This is a genomic window from Lampropedia aestuarii (assembly GCF_004803635.1).
GTDB lineage: Bacteria > Pseudomonadota > Gammaproteobacteria > Burkholderiales > Burkholderiaceae_C > Lampropedia > Lampropedia aestuarii.
The window spans coordinates 1-12,704 of record NZ_SSWX01000002.1 but is presented as its reverse complement, the minus strand read 5'-3'; the positions used below and the strand labels follow the sequence as shown (position 1 = coordinate 12,704).

General features: G+C 55.5%; 14 protein-coding genes. 5 read left to right on the top strand and 9 right to left on the bottom strand.

Translation table 11 applies throughout. The features are described 5' to 3' along the window. Window positions 1-12: 12 nt before the first annotated feature. On the bottom strand, window positions 13-717 hold the full coding sequence (locus tag E8K88_RS01490) for an RNA pyrophosphohydrolase (RefSeq protein ID WP_136404883.1): 705 nt from the start codon (window positions 715-717) through the stop codon (window positions 13-15). A 123-nt stretch (window positions 718-840) separates the two neighbouring features. On the opposite strand from E8K88_RS01490, the gene E8K88_RS01485 reads away from it, so the two are divergent. Genes E8K88_RS01485 through E8K88_RS01475 form a run of 3 tightly spaced genes read left to right on the top strand, consistent with a single transcriptional unit; the run spans window position 841 to window position 4,229 of the window. Beyond that, window positions 841-2,586: a proline--tRNA ligase gene (locus tag E8K88_RS01485; RefSeq protein ID WP_136404882.1), complete on the top strand. Its 1,746-nt coding sequence runs from the start codon at window positions 841-843 to the stop codon at window positions 2,584-2,586. A 38-nt stretch (window positions 2,587-2,624) separates the two neighbouring features. Then, window positions 2,625-3,413 (top strand): lytic transglycosylase domain-containing protein, encoded by a 789-nt coding sequence (locus E8K88_RS01480; RefSeq protein WP_136404881.1) that lies wholly within the window; start codon window positions 2,625-2,627, stop codon window positions 3,411-3,413. Between the two features lie 24 nt (window positions 3,414-3,437). Further along, a complete protein-coding gene (locus tag E8K88_RS01475; RefSeq protein ID WP_136404880.1) occupies window positions 3,438-4,229 on the top strand; it encodes a metallophosphoesterase in 792 nt (263 codons plus the stop codon). A 289-nt stretch (window positions 4,230-4,518) separates the two neighbouring features. Here E8K88_RS01475 and paeA read toward each other — a convergent pair whose 3' ends face one another. Beyond that, window positions 4,519-5,823, bottom strand: coding sequence for a polyamine export protein PaeA (gene paeA / locus E8K88_RS01470; protein ID WP_240754284.1), 1,305 nt, complete (start codon window positions 5,821-5,823; stop codon window positions 4,519-4,521). Between paeA and E8K88_RS18250 the strand changes: the two genes are divergently transcribed. After that, window positions 5,762-5,950 carry a hypothetical protein gene (locus E8K88_RS18250; RefSeq protein WP_240754286.1) on the top strand — a complete coding sequence of 63 codons (189 nt, stop codon included), beginning with the start codon at window positions 5,762-5,764 and terminating at the stop codon, window positions 5,948-5,950. The genes paeA and E8K88_RS18250 overlap by 62 nt on opposite strands. A gap of 118 nt (window positions 5,951-6,068) precedes the next feature. On the opposite strand, the gene E8K88_RS01465 is transcribed toward E8K88_RS18250, so the two are convergent. Next, complete coding sequence (locus tag E8K88_RS01465) at window positions 6,069-8,009, bottom strand: DEAD/DEAH box helicase (protein ID WP_136404879.1); 1,941 nt, start codon at window positions 8,007-8,009, stop codon at window positions 6,069-6,071. A gap of 372 nt (window positions 8,010-8,381) precedes the next feature. Here E8K88_RS01465 and ettA point away from each other — a divergent pair, with 372 nt between their 5' ends. Then, the gene (gene ettA, locus E8K88_RS01460) at window positions 8,382-10,043 is read left to right on the top strand and encodes an energy-dependent translational throttle protein EttA (RefSeq protein WP_136404878.1); all 1,662 of its coding nucleotides are present in this window, start codon (window positions 8,382-8,384) and stop codon (window positions 10,041-10,043) included. A 167-nt stretch (window positions 10,044-10,210) separates the two neighbouring features. Here the strand turns inward: ettA and xth are convergent, their stop codons facing one another. From xth to E8K88_RS18555, 6 genes are all read right to left on the bottom strand, one after another. Beyond that, window positions 10,211-10,999 carry an exodeoxyribonuclease III gene (gene xth, locus E8K88_RS01455; protein ID WP_136405111.1) on the bottom strand — a complete coding sequence of 263 codons (789 nt, stop codon included), beginning with the start codon at window positions 10,997-10,999 and terminating at the stop codon, window positions 10,211-10,213. A 109-nt stretch (window positions 11,000-11,108) separates the two neighbouring features. Further along, window positions 11,109-11,306, bottom strand: coding sequence for a helix-turn-helix transcriptional regulator (locus E8K88_RS01450; protein ID WP_240754260.1), 198 nt, complete (start codon window positions 11,304-11,306; stop codon window positions 11,109-11,111). Between the two features lie 19 nt (window positions 11,307-11,325). After that, on the bottom strand, window positions 11,326-11,544 hold the full coding sequence (locus E8K88_RS01445; protein WP_136404877.1) for a hypothetical protein: 219 nt from the start codon (window positions 11,542-11,544) through the stop codon (window positions 11,326-11,328). Next, on the bottom strand, window positions 11,541-12,131 hold the full coding sequence (locus E8K88_RS01440) for an ASCH domain-containing protein (protein ID WP_136404876.1): 591 nt from the start codon (window positions 12,129-12,131) through the stop codon (window positions 11,541-11,543). The genes E8K88_RS01445 and E8K88_RS01440 overlap by 4 nt, the downstream gene beginning before the upstream one ends. A 64-nt stretch (window positions 12,132-12,195) precedes the next feature. Next, window positions 12,196-12,492 carry a hypothetical protein gene (locus tag E8K88_RS01435; protein ID WP_136404875.1) on the bottom strand — a complete coding sequence of 99 codons (297 nt, stop codon included), beginning with the start codon at window positions 12,490-12,492 and terminating at the stop codon, window positions 12,196-12,198. A gap of 85 nt (window positions 12,493-12,577) precedes the next feature. Continuing rightward, the gene (locus tag E8K88_RS18555; protein ID WP_205880006.1) at window positions 12,578-12,682 is read right to left on the bottom strand and encodes an IPTL-CTERM sorting domain-containing protein; all 105 of its coding nucleotides are present in this window, start codon (window positions 12,680-12,682) and stop codon (window positions 12,578-12,580) included. Window positions 12,683-12,704: the final 22 nt, after the last annotated feature.

Sequence of the window (12,704 nt, the reverse complement as noted above, 5' to 3'; positions counted from 1 at the left end):
TGGCCTAACTGCTTATGCATTGTTGTTGCGGCCGGGGTCTGGGTCAAAACTGGCACCGGGCGGCAAGTCCACATGGCTATTGACCAGCAAAGAGTTGGTGCGCGGCATCAGCGGGTTGCGCATTCTCAGCACTTGTGGATGCCCCTCAGGCGCTTGCTGCAAGTCCTCGTGGACAGAGGCTGGAGACGACAAGCCTTTGTGGTTGGATCTGAAGCCCCCGCGCAGATACCGGTTGCGTGCTTCATTTCTAGGGATAAAGCGAGACAGCTCAGTCAAGGCCATTTCGTACACGCCTCGCTTGAACTCCACCACCACATCCAGTGGCACCCAATAATCATTCCAACGCCAAGCGTCAAATTCCGGATGGTCGGTGGCACGCAAATTCAAATCCCAGTCATTGCCTACTAACTGCAGCAAATACCAAATCTGCTTTTGCCCCTTGTAATGGCCCCTGGCATCACGGCGAATGAATCGGTCTGGCACCTCATAGCGCAACCAGTCTCGGGTTCGGGCAATGATTCGAACGTGGTGGGGGTGTAAGCCCACCTCTTCATGCAGTTCGCGAAACATGGCCTGTTCAGGCCGCTCGCCTCGGTCAATCCCACCTTGCGGGAATTGCCAACTGTGTGTTCTGATACGTTTGCCCCAGAAAACCTGATTTCGCTGGTTGAGCAATATGATGCCGACATTTGGCCTAAAGCCTTCTCTGTCAAGCATAATTGCACCTTAATTTTTAATTGCCCTTATTATGCCGCGATAGACCCATTAAGCCAATGGGCGAATGGCCAAGAGCAGCTCCAACACATTGATTTGCCGTTTTAATTGACGGCTTAGGTCTCCATGAAAGCCTCGAATTTCTTCGTCTCCACCTATAAAGAAGCCCCTGCCGATGCGGAAGTGGTCAGCCACCAGTTGATGATGCGCGCAGGCCTGATCCGCAAGGTCAGTGCAGGTATTTATAACTACATGCCAATGGGCCTGCGGGTTTTGCACAAGGTCGAGGCGATTGTGCGCGAAGAAATGAACCGTGCCCATGCGGTCGAGATGAGCATGCCGGTGATCCAGCCTGGTGAGTTGTGGCAGGAAACTGGTCGTTTTGAAAAAATGGGCGCGGAATTGCTGCGTGTGAAAGACCGCCATGAACGCGATTTTGTGATTCAGCCAACCAGTGAAGAGGTGGTGACCGATGTGGCGCGCAATGAATTGCGCAGTTACAAACAACTGCCGGTGAATTTCTACCAAATTCAAACCAAGTTCCGCGACGAGCGCCGCCCGCGCTTTGGTCTGATGCGTGGGCGTGAGTTCATCATGAAAGACGCCTACAGCTTCGACAAAGACCCGGCTGCCGCGCAAATCAGCTACCAAACCATGCGCCAAGCCTACCGCGAGATTTTTGACCGCTTTGGTTTGAAATACCGCGCGGTCGCTGCCGATAGTGGCGCCATTGGTGGTGACTTGAGTGAAGAGTTTCAAGTGATTGCCGCAACTGGCGAAGATGCGATCATCTATTGTCCTGAGAGCGATTACGCCGCCAACATCGAAAAAGCCGAGGCGCTGGCCCCAACTGAGCCGCGTCCAGCCGCAGCAGCTGCGTTGACGAAAACACCGACGCCAGGCAAAAGCACCTGCGCCGATGTGGCTGAGCTGTTGGCTATTCCCTTGCAGAATACGGTGAAGTCACTGGTGTTGGCAACCGAGCTGCTCGATGATGCAGGCGAGCCAGCGGGTGTGCAGATTTGGCTGCTGTTGCTGCGCGGCGACCATGACATGAACGAGGTCAAGGTCAGCAAGATTGAAGGATTGAATGCTGGCTTCCGCTTTGCCAGCGAAGCTGAAATTCTCGAGCACTTTGGTGCCAAGCCAGGTTACTTGGGCCCCGTCGGTTTGTTGAAGCCGGTCAAAATCATTGCTGACCGCGATGTTGCTGTGCTCAGCGACTGGGTGTGTGGCGCCAACGAGGTGGATTTCCACTACACAGGCGTGAACTGGGGCCGTGATTTGCCAGAACCTGATCTGGTAGCCGATCTGCGCAATGTGGTGGCAGGTGACCGCTCGCCCGATGGCAAAGGTGTGCTGGCGATTGAGCGCGGCATTGAAGTGGGCCATATCTTTTATTTGGGCACCAAGTACAGCAAGGCCATGAATGCGACCTTCTTGGATGTCAACGGCAAGCCCGCATTCTTTGAAATGGGCTGCTATGGCATTGGCGTCTCGCGCCTGCCGGCTGCTGCGGTCGAGCAAAACCACGACGAGCGCGGCATTATCTGGCCCGATGCCATTGCACCGTTTACTTTGGTGATCTGCCCAATTGCCATGGACCGCAGTGAGGCTGTACAAGCCGCAGCTGAGCGTTTGCATGCGCAATTGCTAGCTGCTGGTGTTGATGTCATTTTGGATGACCGAGGCGGCCGGCCAGGTGCGATGTTTGCTGACTGGGAGTTGATTGGCGTGCCGCATCGTGTCGTTATTTCGGAGCGCAACCTCAATGAAGGCCAGTTGGAGTACCAACACCGCCGCCAAACCGAGTCGCAAAAAGTGGCTTTAGACCATGTTGACGCATTCTTGCGCGAGCAAGGTGTTTATTAACTTCAGGACCACCCCGGGCATTGCATCAGGCACGTCTTATGGCAAATTCTCATCTCAACAAGGCCCAGGCACGCGCGCGACTTAAACAGCGGTGTGTTGCAGGTGCTTTGTGCTTGCTCTTGGCGGCTGCACCGCATGTGCAGGCCCAGCAGTTGGAAGAGCCCTTGGTCGATTCGGTGCGCTCGGCCTTGCAGGCGGCAATTGCCAATGCGACGCCGCCAGAGCCTATTTTCGTGGATACGGCCAGCCGCCTGGCTTATCTGCGATGGCTCACAGCCACCAGTGACAAATTGGCCAAGCGCATGCCCAATGTTGGCTTGCGCCATGAGTTTTTGCAAACGGTCTGGTATGAGAGCAAGCGCGCGGGTTTGGATACCGCGATGGTGCTGGGCCTGATCCAGGTTGAGAGCGGCTTTCGCAAGCATGTGATCTCGTATGCGGGCGCGCGCGGCTTCATGCAAATCATGCCATTTTGGACGCGGGTGATTGGGGATGACGACGCGGCAAAGCTGTTTCACATGCAGACCAATTTACGCTTTGGTAATGTGATTTTGCGCCATTACCTGGACATTGAAAAAGGCGATCTTTTCATGGCTTTAGGCCGCTACAACGGCAGCCGTGGTCGTGCAACCTACCCCAATGCGGTGTTTGCCGCGCAGCGTTTTTGGGAGTTTGACGATCCTGGGGAACCTGTGCACCAGGCCGGTGCAGCCACACCTGCCGCAAACCCACCAGCTCCTGCCGCCTCAGGTCTTGCGCAGTTGGATCATCGTGCCTCGGATGCAGCTCTGCCTGCTGCCGTAGTGCAGTCCAATGACGATGCGTAATGCACGTTGACACCACCGATTGCCATGCGTATACAGCTGATATCGGATCTGCACTGGGACAGTGACCCGCTGTTTGTGCCCCGGCCTTTGCCAGGCGCTGAGCTGTTGGTGTTGGCAGGTGATCTGGCGTCGCGGCATTTTCAGGGTGGCCATTTTGGCTTGGATTATTTCTCGCCGCTCAAAGGCTGGCCCGTGCCTGTGCTGTATGTGCCGGGTAACCATGAGTTTGACGATGGCGACTACGACCAGACCTACCTCCAGCTACAACTCGCTTGCGCGCAGTGGGGCATTACGTGGCTCGATCGGCAGTGTGTAGTGCTCGGCGGAATCCGCTGGCTGGGCAGCACGCTATGGGCTGACTTTGATGCCTTGGTCAAACCCACAGACAATGCGCTGGTGCGCCAAGTGCAGCGACGCAAAGCCATGCGGGCCGCCAATTTCTACTTGCCACGCATGCACATCAGCCGGCGTGGCCAGCCTTTTTTAGCGCGGCAAATACGCACACTGGCTTTGCAATCGCGCCAATGGCTGCAAGCGCAGTTGGCGCAGCCCTTTGATGGCAAAACGGTCGTGGTCAGCCATTTCGCACCCTCGCTGTTGAGTGCCGATCCGCGCTATGGCCTCGTGCCCGGTACGGCTGGCTTTTGCAATGCCTGGGACGATTTATTGCCCTTCGTTGACACCTGGTTGCATGGCCATTTGCACTGCCACCTCGACTATGTGCAGCAGGGCTGCCACGTTATGGCCAACCCGGTCGGCTATCCAAAGCCAGAGGAAAGACAGGCCTACCGAGCAGATTGGCTGATTGAGGTGTGAGTCAGGCCCTTAGAACGTGTTTACGATCTTTGCGCAGACCGCGTTGGAGCCCAAAAGGATGCAGTGCGCGGCAAAAATCGCAGTCGGGCTATCTGCCCGGCGAGGATTTTTAACAAAGCAGTGCGCCTTTTGGGCTCCAACCCGAAGGGCAAGGCACAAAAAAGCGCATTGCGGCGTTACCCGTTTTGCTCATACAGACGTATGAGCTGCAACAGGCGCCTTGCACTGCCTCTTTTTTGTGCCTTGCGCGACTATGAAAAGATCGTAAACACGTTCTTAGAGCTGGCGCTTAGTCGCTTGTGAGCCGCTTGTTGTCTGGTGTCGTCTCCGGACTTTGGCCTTGGGCATTCAGGCGTGTGACCAGCACCTGGTCAATGCGGTAGCTGTCCACATCCATCACCTCAAACTTGAAGCCGCCCCAGTTGACGCTGTCGGTGCGCTTGGGAATGCGGCGCAGCATCACCATCAAAAAACCCGCCAAAGTGTCGTAGTCTTCAAAGTGCGGGAATTCTTCAATCGACAATGCATACACCACATCTTCAATCGGTGTGATGCCGTCGATCAGCCAGGAGTTGGCATCGCGCTGCACGATCAGCTCTTCGTCGTCGGGGCCAATCAACCCCCCCATCACGGTACTCATTGCATCATTGAGCGTCACAACACCAACAACCAGGCTGTATTCATTCACCACCACGGCAAAGTCTTCCTGTGCCTGGCGGAATTGGTCCAGGGTTTCAGTCAGTGTGAGTCGATCCGGGATGACCAAGACTTTATGGATCAGGCCTTCGTCCTTGAGCGAAATCGCCTGGTTGTTCAGCGCGCGCTGGAACAGGTCTTTGGCATCGACATAACCAATCACATGGTCAATATCGCGGTCGCAGACTGGATAGGTCGAGTAGGGCTCTTCTGCAATGCGGGCCCTGATCAGCGCATCGGTGTCGTTTTGCAGGAAAAAAGCAATCCGATCACGCGAGGTCATCGTGCTGGTGACCAAGCGGTTATCGAGGTCGAACAGGTTGGCAATCACGCGTTGTTCGCTTTGGGCCAAGCCACCTGCTTGCGTGCTGGCCTCGGCCATTGCCAGAATATCGTCAGAGGTGATGCGGTCATCGCGCACGGTGTTCATGCCCAGCATGCGGAAAATGCCATCGCTGATCTTGCTATAGAGCCACACCAGCGGTTTGAGTACGGTGGTGAAAAACTGCATCAGCCGATAAACACGCATCGCCTGCAGTTCTGGGTCTGTCATGCCCATGCGTTTGGGCACAATGTCAGAGAACACAATAAATAGCGAGGTGACGGTCAGGAACGACACCAGAAAACCGACTGTTTGCGCGCTGCTCTCAGACAACCACAGGCTCAGGACACTGGTGATGTATGGGCTGAATGCGCTTTCACCGACAATGCCGCCCATGATGGAGATGGCATTTTGCGCAATTTGCACGACGGTGAAATAGTCGCCTGGCTGCTCTTGCATTTGCGTCACGCGAGGTGCGCGTGCATCACCATCTGCTGCCAGCTGTCTCAACCGTATGCGTCTTGAAGCGGCAAGGGATATTTCAGCCAGCGAGAAAAACGCGCTGGCGGCAATCAAAACAAAGATAATTATCAAGCTTTGCGCAGCAGTCATAGGTGCTTTGGGCATTGCTCAAGGCGGCAAACTGGTGTGTCAACAGTGCTGCCAGTACTTCAGCGATGCAAAAAAGAAAAATATTACATAGGCAGACGAGCCAGGCCCTGCGTATTGTTTGAAAAATCAGGCAGCATCTTGATCATGTGTTCCAGAGGCTGCCTGCGGGGCGCTGTCTGCCAATATTATTGAGCAGACAGCGCTGTGGCTTACGGTCTACGGCGGCCGGAAAAAGAGGTGCCACTGTGTTGCAGCGGGGAAATGCCCTGGCCACCGCCTGAGCGGCCACGGTTGCCACCACGGTTGCCTCCGTTGCCTCTGCGGCTGCGCTCGGTCATGCTGTCTACGCTGGTGCGCATCGGGTCAGGTTGGCGGCCACTGTCGCCGCGTTGCGCAGGGGCCAGCGAAAAGCCGGTTTGCGTACCCAGATGTGCGTCGGCTCTGAGCATTGGTTCACGCGAGCGTGGTTGCGGTTGCTGCCCGCCCCCAAAGCCCCCATTGTTGCCATTGCCGCCGCCTTGGCGTGAGCGATTACCTTGGTGGTTGGCTCTGGAATTGCCATTGCGCGCTGCGTTTTGCCCGTTGCCAGCGTGGTTGTTGTTGCGGCGCGGCGCCTCTTGCTTTTCAGCGCGTGTGTCTGCGCCGCCTGCCTGTGCCTGGTCATTGCCCCCATTGCTACTGGCGCGAGCGGCACGGCCATTTTTCCCTGCACGGAAACGGTTGCGGCGTTTGATTGGATTGCCATCCGCATCGAGCGGACGCTTTTGGCCAGCTGACTCGCCGTCGGCTTGCTCGCGCATGTCGCCTGCATCGGCGGCGGCATTGAATGGCTGCTCCGTGTTGTGAGCCGGTTTTTTGCGCGCTGGTTTGGGCGTTTTCTTGGCGTTGATACGCTCCATCATTTCCTTGCGCGCTGCTTTCGCTGCCGCTTGCATGACGTCTCGGCTGGGCGGCTTGCCCGCACCACCCCACAGGGTTTGACGACCCATCGCAATCGGCTCGGGCACTTCATCGGGCTCAGGCGCAAACTCAGGCAGGATCTCCACTGGAATTTCCTGCTTGGTAAAGCGCTCAATCTCCATCATGAAGCCTTCTTCGTCTAGGCACACCAGGCTGACGGCATGGCCTTCGTTGCCGGCACGGCCTGTGCGGCCAATGCGGTGCACGTAGTCTTCCGAGACGTTAGGAATTTCGTAGTTCACAACGTGTGGCAGCTCGTCAATGTCAATGCCGCGTGCGGCAATATCGGTGGCCACCAAGACGCGCAACTCGCCGGATTTGAAACTCGACAGTGCTTGGGTGCGGGCGGACTGGCTTTTATTGCCATGCAAGGCCATCGCAGAGACACCGTTCTTATTCAGGTAGTCCGCAATGTGGTTGGCACCAAACTTGGTGCGCGTGAACACCAGTACCTGGTTCCACTCTTTGGAGGTGATGATGTGCAGCAGCGCCGCTTTTTTCTTTTGGCGCCCAACTGGGTAAATCACCTGCGCGATGCGTTGAACCGTCGTGTTGGGCGGTGTCACCTGGATGTGCTGCGGATTGTTCAGCAGCGTGCTGGCCAATTGCTTGATCTCGTCACTGAAGGTGGCAGAGAACAGCAGCGATTGTTTTTGGGCTGGCAGCAGGGCCAGAACTTTGCGCACGTCATGGATAAAGCCCATGTCGAGCATGCGGTCGGCTTCGTCGAGCACCAAAAAGCCCACTTGGCTCAAATCCACATAGCCTTGGCCATGCAAATCCAACAGGCGCCCAGGAGTCGCCACCAGAATATCCACCCCTTTTTTGATGCGGTTAATTTGGGGGGTCATGCCCACACCGCCAAAAATCACTGTCGACTGTATTTTCAAATGCTTGCTATAAGACTTGATGTTGTCGTCGATTTGAGCGGCCAACTCGCGCGTTGGTGTCAAGATCAATGCGCGCACCGGGCGTGGGCCGGTGCGGTTGTCTTCACGGCTGAGCAGTTCCAGCAAAGGCAGGGTAAAGGCCGCTGTTTTGCCAGTGCCTGTTTGGGCACCGGCGAGCAAGTCATGGCCTGCCAGAATAAGCGGAATAGATTGCGCTTGAATAGGAGTTGGCTGGGCGTAGCCCAGCTCTGCCACGGCCGATACGATGTCGGCAGACAGGTTTAAAGATTCAAATGTCACTGTATATTTGGCACGCTGAGGTGCTGACTTCTTGGTTATTACCCGCAGCCCCTAAAATGATAAGAGCTGTTCAGTACCGGGCGATGTGCGTTGTTTTTTTTAAATTGTGCGGTTGATACACCTTGTAGTAAGGCTCAAGCCAACGCTGCGAAATCACCGTGTTTTTGGGCGACTGAAACCCAAAACGCCCCCATTCTCGCATAGGTTGCTGGTTTTTGCAGCTTTTTTAATGGCGATTGCCTGCCTTGTTGTGCACTTGTCCCTGTGCGGCATGGCGTCTATGTTGTCGCAGTATCGTACTTTGCATCGATAATGCGCATGTTGTTGCAAGATGCCTGTTGTTTGCAGCGTGTTTTTAGGAATTTTTAGAAAATGGCTCAATACGTCTATTCGATGAACCGTGTCAGCAAAACGGTTCCTCCCAAGCGTCAGATCCTCAAGGATATTTCTCTCAGCTTTTTCCCCGGCGCCAAAATTGGCGTGCTGGGTCTGAACGGCTCCGGCAAATCCAGTCTGCTCAAAATCATGGCTGGCATTGACAAGGAGATCGAGGGCGAAGCCCTGCCCATGCCGGGCCTGAAAATCGGCTATTTGCCACAGGAGCCTCAGCTCAATCCAGAGCAAACCGTGCGCGAAAGCGTCGAAGAGGCGATGGGCGAGGTGATGGAGGCCAAAGACAAGCTCGAGGCCGTCTACGCAGCTTACGCAGAAGAAGATGCCGACTTTGATGCCTTGGCTGCTGAGCAAGCACGCCTCGAAGCAATTATTGCCACTTCAGGCACTGACTCTGAGCACCAGTTGGAAATTGCCGCTGATGCCTTGCGCCTGCCACCTTGGGATGCGATTGTTGGCAACCTGTCTGGTGGTGAAAAGCGCCGTGTTGCCTTGTGCAAACTGCTGCTGTCCAAACCCGACATGCTGCTGCTGGATGAGCCTACCAACCACTTGGATGCGGAAAGCGTCGACTGGCTGGAGCAGTTCCTGCAGCGTTTCTCTGGCACGGTGGTGGCCATTACCCACGATCGGTACTTTTTGGACAATGCTGCTGAGTGGATTTTGGAGCTCGACCGTGGCCACGGCATTCCATACAAAGGCAATTACAGCGACTGGCTGATACAAAAGCAAACCCGCCTTGAAGCTGAGCAAAAAGGCGAAGATGCCCGTGCCAAAGCCCTGAAGAAAGAATTGGAGTGGGTGCGCCAGAACGCCAAAGGCCGCCAAGCCAAGAGCAAGGCGCGTATTGCCCGCTTTGAGGAGCTGTCAGACCACGAGTACCAGCGCCGCAACGAGACCCAGGAGATTTTCATCCCTGTGGCCGAGCGCTTGGGCACCAAAGTAATCGAATTCAAAAATGTCAGCAAGTCCTTTGGAGACCGTTTGCTGATCGACAACCTGAGCTTCACTATTCCAGCCGGTGCGATTGTCGGCATCATCGGCCCTAACGGTGCAGGTAAATCGACACTGTTCAAGCTGATTGCTGGCCGTGAGCAGCCTGATGCGGGGGTGGTCGATATCGGTGCTACGGTACAAATGGCCTACGTGGACCAGGCCCGTGATGAGCTGGCCGACGACAAAACCGTTTGGGAAGATATCTCAGGTGGGCTGGATATCATCAATGTGGGCAAGTTCCAAATGGCCAGCCGTGCGTATGCAGGCCGTTTCAACTTCAACGGCGGTGATCAGCAGAAGAAAGTGGGCAACCTCTCCGGTGGTGAGCGTGGTCGCCTGCACTTGGCCAAAACCCTGCTCAAGGGCGGCAACGTGCTGCTGCTCGATGAGCCATCGAACGATTTGGACATTGAAACCCTGCGCGCGTTGGAAGACGCGCTGCTGGAGTACGCCGGCTCCGTGTTGGTGATCAGCCATGACCGCTGGTTCCTCGACCGCATTGCCACGCACATCCTGGCCGCTGAAGGGGAGAGCCAATGGGTTTTCTTTGATGGCAACTACCAAGAGTACGAAGCCGACAAACGCAAGCGATTGGGTGATGAAGCTGCACAACCAAAACGTGTGCGTTTCAAAGCGTTGAAATAAGGCTGCGGTGCGGCCATGAAAAGGGCTTGCCTAGCAATTGCCAGGCAAGCCCTTTTTCTTTGTACTGCAACCAAGGCGGCGTGCTGCTGATGACGCTCCTAGGCGAACTGTCTGTGCCGCATATGCATATATATAGTGAACAAGCGCTAGGAATAAGCGCTTGCTAGTTAAAGCCTGTCTATATCCAGCTCAATCACAACCGGCGCATGGTCGCTGGGCTTTTCCCATTTTCTTGGTGCGCGGTCAATCCAGCTGCGGGTTAGGGCTGGGCGCAGTGATTCGCTGACCAGCACATAGTCGATGCGCAAGCCGCGGTTTTTCTGAAAACCCAGCATCCGGTAATCCCACCACGAGAAGCTTTTCTCGACTTGCTCGAATTCTCTGAAGGTATCAACCAGCCCGGCATCAATCAGTTGTTGGAATGCCGCGCGTTCAATGCTGCTGTGGTGAATCGTCTCACGCAATCCGTCTGGATCCCAGGAGTCCTGGTCTTGCGCGGTGATGTTGAAGTCGCCCATCAGCACCACGTGTTTGTGGCTGGCGAGTTGCTCACTGACATAGCGTTGCAAATGTGCCAGCCACTCCAATTTATAGGTGAACTTGTCAGAATCCAGAGCCTGGCCGTTGACGAAATAGGCGTTGATCAGGCGTATCTCCAGTGTGTCAAAGACCAAAGTGGCGCTGATCACGCGCGATTGGCTGTCAGCATAGCCTGGAATATTGCGTTCAATGTCCTTGGCCTGTGCCTTGTGGGCGATTGCGACGCCGTTGTAGGTGGCTTGGCCAAAAGCGTGGGTCTGGTAACCCTGCTCACTGAACGCCGTAGTGGGGAATTTGGCGTCAATCAGCTTCAACTCTTGCAAGCCCAGCGCATCGACGGGGTTGGCTTCGAGCCAGGACAGCACATGGGCAATGCGTACGTTCAGGGAGTTGACGTTCCAGCTGGCAAGCATGATCATTTAAAAAAACCTAACTAAATCAATTCATTGGGAATGCATGTGGTAGCTATATTCTTACTAGCTACCAGTGTAGCTACCGGCAAGGCTAGGCCTTGGCGCACGCAAATTACCTGCCATTCTCGGTCATCCCAGAGGCAATGTGGCGCTCAAGGGAATCTGCGGTTATTCCACTGGCGCGCTCGCCTACTTTTACAAGCACCAGCTTTTTGGCGCGCACTAGCCGGTAAATTGTTGCGCGCGAGACGTCCAGCAATTCGCTTGCGCGGTTCACGCGATATGTACGGACTGGTTCTGTGGTCATCATGATTGACCTTTCTCGTTTGTTATCGTGTTGATTTGAGTTGTGCCGCTGGCGCTGAGCGCTCGGCGTGTTCACGGGCGTTGTATGCGCCCTGGTATTGGGCCCATAGCGCAGCACCGGTGGCGCAGCGCTGTTGTGTGCCTGGTGTGATTCCCGCTGCACTGCAGCTGGGGCAGGCGAAGTGGTGGAGCAGGTAGGCCTGGTCTTCTGGCATGCCTACCGTGCTTCGGGTGAAGCTCATGGCTTTTCGATCCGCTTGAAGTCAATCACCCAGACCCAAGGGTTTGCATCCCAGTCGCCGCCGGTAGATTCCCATGTCTTCTGGAAGTCGTGAATGGCATCATCCCAAGCCATTCCCTCGGCCATGGCGTCGTCGTGGCTGATGTCCTGCAAGCGTTCAACGCGCACGCCGGTGATTTCCAGCCAGATGCGGGCAACATGTTTTGGCATATGGATGCTGGGTCGCCAAGGCGATTTCTCACCATCCTCAGAGTTCACAACATCTGGAGTGCTGGCTCGATACCAGTAGGCATCCAACAGAAAGCCATCCTCATCAACTTGTCGGCACCACGTCTCACGCACATAGATGCGGTCACCGGGCTTGCCGTAGGGACAGCGAGCGCGTTCTGATTCCGAAATGAAATGGCCAGAGCCAGCACCCCAGACGGCTTTCCCGTCATGTTTTCCGCCACTACTACTGATTACCCATCCTTGAAAGCTTTTCCCGGCACTTGGCTGAGGCTTCACAATGCGCCGCGTCTGCGTTTTTTGCCCTGAGAGGATGGCGCGCACCAGCGGTGCTTTGAACATCAGTCCGGTTTCTTTCATTGGTTCTCCAAAGAAAAAGCCCGCTCAATGGCGGGCTTGGTTTGTAAGGGGTGCTGGCGCTGGGTTACTCATCCCATTCATCTCCACCAGGCATGGCATAGCTCAGATATTGAGGATTGCCATCGTCATCTTCACCGTCATGGCACAGGCCAAAGACGCTATCGAACCATTCGCGTTTGTTCATCAGGCGGAAGCCTTCGGGCATTTCCTCCTTCTCAAACTGTGCAACGCGGTCGCGCAGCTCTTGCTCGGTGATATATCGCCCCATGGGCATGCCGATGGTCACTTCACCGATTTGGGTGTCGTTGGTGATCTTGATTTTCAAATCGACTGTGATTGGTGCTTGCAGTTTTGCGGTCATGAAGACTCCTAAATGAAAAAGCCCCGCTAGTGCAGGGCCTTGATAAAAGAAAAGCCACTCGAAAGTGGCTTGGCTTAATTGGGGCTTACTGCCTGCGTCTGCGATTCATCGCAACGCCAGCAGCGCCGATTGCGCCGGCTAGGCCCATGAGGCCGAATGCGCCGAGGGTGGGAACTGGGGTGGGCGCAATAGGCGCTACTGGCGTTAAATCG

Bases quoted from the DNA above. Each gene is read 5' to 3' on its own strand.
- E8K88_RS01490 (WP_136404883.1), bottom strand. From the start codon at position 717: ATGCTTGACAGAGAAGGCTTTAGGCCAAATGTCGGCATCATATTGCTC.
- E8K88_RS01485 (WP_136404882.1), top strand. From the start codon at position 841: ATGAAAGCCTCGAATTTCTTCGTCTCCACCTATAAAGAAGCCCCTGCC.
- E8K88_RS01480 (WP_136404881.1), top strand. From the start codon at position 2,625: ATGGCAAATTCTCATCTCAACAAGGCCCAGGCACGCGCGCGACTTAAA.
- E8K88_RS01475 (WP_136404880.1), top strand. From the start codon at position 3,438: ATGCGTATACAGCTGATATCGGATCTGCACTGGGACAGTGACCCGCTG.
- E8K88_RS18250 (WP_240754286.1), top strand. From the start codon at position 5,762: ATGCGTCTTGAAGCGGCAAGGGATATTTCAGCCAGCGAGAAAAACGCG.
- ettA (WP_136404878.1), top strand. From the start codon at position 8,382: ATGGCTCAATACGTCTATTCGATGAACCGTGTCAGCAAAACGGTTCCT.
- E8K88_RS01450 (WP_240754260.1), bottom strand. From the start codon at position 11,306: ATGATGACCACAGAACCAGTCCGTACATATCGCGTGAACCGCGCAAGC.
- E8K88_RS01445 (WP_136404877.1), bottom strand. From the start codon at position 11,544: ATGAGCTTCACCCGAAGCACGGTAGGCATGCCAGAAGACCAGGCCTAC.
- E8K88_RS01440 (WP_136404876.1), bottom strand. From the start codon at position 12,131: ATGAAAGAAACCGGACTGATGTTCAAAGCACCGCTGGTGCGCGCCATC.
- E8K88_RS01435 (WP_136404875.1), bottom strand. From the start codon at position 12,492: ATGACCGCAAAACTGCAAGCACCAATCACAGTCGATTTGAAAATCAAG.